This window comes from Deferribacterota bacterium (assembly GCA_034189185.1).
Classification (GTDB): Bacteria; Chrysiogenota; Deferribacteres; order Deferribacterales; family UBA228; genus UBA228.
Window position 1 is genome coordinate 1 of sequence record JAXHVM010000238.1, and the last position, 2,237, is coordinate 2,237.

Sequence of the window (2,237 nt, forward strand, 5' to 3'; positions counted from 1 at the left end):
TAAAAGCCATAGCAGCACCAGCAATAATAGGATTTAGAAAACCAAATGCAGAGATTGGTATGCCTAATGTATTATATATAAGAGCCCAAAATAGATTTTCTTTGATATTTTTAATTGTAGCCTTGCTTAATTTGATTGCCTTATAGACATTCATAAGATTTTCATTCATAATGATGATGTCACCAGTTTCAACTGCTATATCGGAAGCATTCCCTACTACTATACCTACATCACTTGCAGCCAAAGCTGGTGCATCGTTTATTCCATCGCCTACCATAGCTACTTTACCGACTTTTGATTGTAGTTCTTTTATTTTATTTGATTTATCCAAAGGTTTTACACTGGCTATTACCTCATCTATACCTAGGGATTTTGCAATATTTAAGGCTGTTGTCCTATTATCACCTGTAATCATATAAACCTTAATTCCTTCTGTTTTAAGATTTTCAATGAGCTTTTTTGCATCTTTTTTAATTGTATCAGCGATACCTATTAATCCTGCAATTTTTTCATTTATCATAACAATTATAACTGTGTAGCCTTTTTCCTCTAGCGATGTTATATATTTTTCATCATTTTTACTGATTAAAGTGTTATTAAAATTTTCTTTTATAAATCCTAGACTTCCAATAATAACATTTTTGTCATCAACAACGCCTTTTATTCCTCCCCCAGGTATTGTTTCAACATTCGAAGTATTTAATAGATTGCCTTCTTTGCCATAGTAATTAATTATGGCTTCAGCAAGGGGATGTTCTGAATAATATTCTAAGGATGCTGCAATTTTTATGATCTCTTCTTTGCTATATTCTTCTGAGGTAACCATTATAGTCTTTACCGATGGCTTGCCTTCTGTTAGGGTGCCAGTTTTATCAAAACAGAAGGTATTTATATTCCCAAGTTGCTCTAGATAGGCTCCACCTTTAAAAAGAATACCATTTTCTGCCCCTTTGCCAGTACCTACCATAATAGAAGTAGGTGTTGCAAGTCCAAGGGCACATGGACAGGCAATTACCAATACAGCAATAGCTGGCATTATTGATTTTTCTATATTACCACTTACAAAAAAGTACCATATTATAAACGTAATAATAGAGGCACATATAACAATAGGTACAAAGTAACTAGATATAGTATCAGCTACTCTCTGGATAGGGGCTTTTGAGCCCTGGGCTTCCTCGACAATTTTTATGATTTGTGAAAGGGTGGTGTTTTCTCCCACTCTAGTTGCTTTGTATTTAAAGGGCCTATATTTATTAATTGTGCCACAAAATACTTCATCACCTTCTTTTTTTTCTACTGGGATACTTTCACCTGTGAGCATAGATTCATCTAAAGTGGGAGAGCCCTCTATAATTACACCATCTACAGGCAATTTTTCGCCTGCTTTGACAACTACTATATCATTAACCTTCACTTTTTCTACAGGCACCTCTAAAATTTGATTATCTTTTTCAATTCTGGCCTTTTGAGGGGCAAGCTCTATAAGTTTTTTTATTGCATCTGTTGTTTTCTTCTTTGCACGTGTTTCTAAATATTTACCAAGAAGTATTAAGGTTATAAGCATTGCTGAGGTTTCAAAGTAGAGATGGCCACCTGAAAACATATTGTAAAGACTATAAAAATATGCAGCAGAGGTACCAACAGCAACTAATACATCCATATTGGCTGTGAGATGGCTAAGATTTTTATATGCCCCTTTATAAAATTGCCAACCGCCATAAAATTGGACTACAGTTGCAAGAGTGAGCTGTATATATGGGTTTGAGAGAAATCCACCTGCAATTTTAATAGAAAGTATTTGGAGTATCATATTAAGAAGGAGTGGAAAAGAAAGAACAGCTGAGAATAGGAATTTAAACTGCTGCTTTTGTTCTTCCCTTAAGTGGGCTTTATTTTTAGATTTTTCTTCTTTTATTTTATATGCCTTATATCCTAGTGAATTTATTATATTGATTAATTCATTTTCATTTGTAAGTCCTTCTTCGTAATCAATTGAAGCTTTTTCTGTTGTTAGATTAACATTGGCATTGAGTACTCCCTTTGTTTTATTGAGTTTTTTTTCTATTCGATTAGAACATGCAGCACACGTCATACCTGCGATTTTTAATTCACTTTTTTTCATATTTTTTATTGTATTATTCATACACCTACCTCGTATGGGTATATATAATAGATAATAAAAATTATTCAATGGGAAATTTTAAAATAGGAAAAATTCTAAATTGTGAATTTGG

Annotated in this window: 1 protein-coding gene; it reads right to left on the reverse strand. The window is 32.9% G+C overall.

What is annotated here, in order from left to right:
• Positions 1-2,146: heavy metal translocating P-type ATPase (locus tag SVN78_10390; protein ID MDY6822015.1), on the reverse strand; the 2,146-nt coding region annotated here is incomplete at its 3' end.
• Positions 2,147-2,237 lie beyond the last annotated feature (91 nt).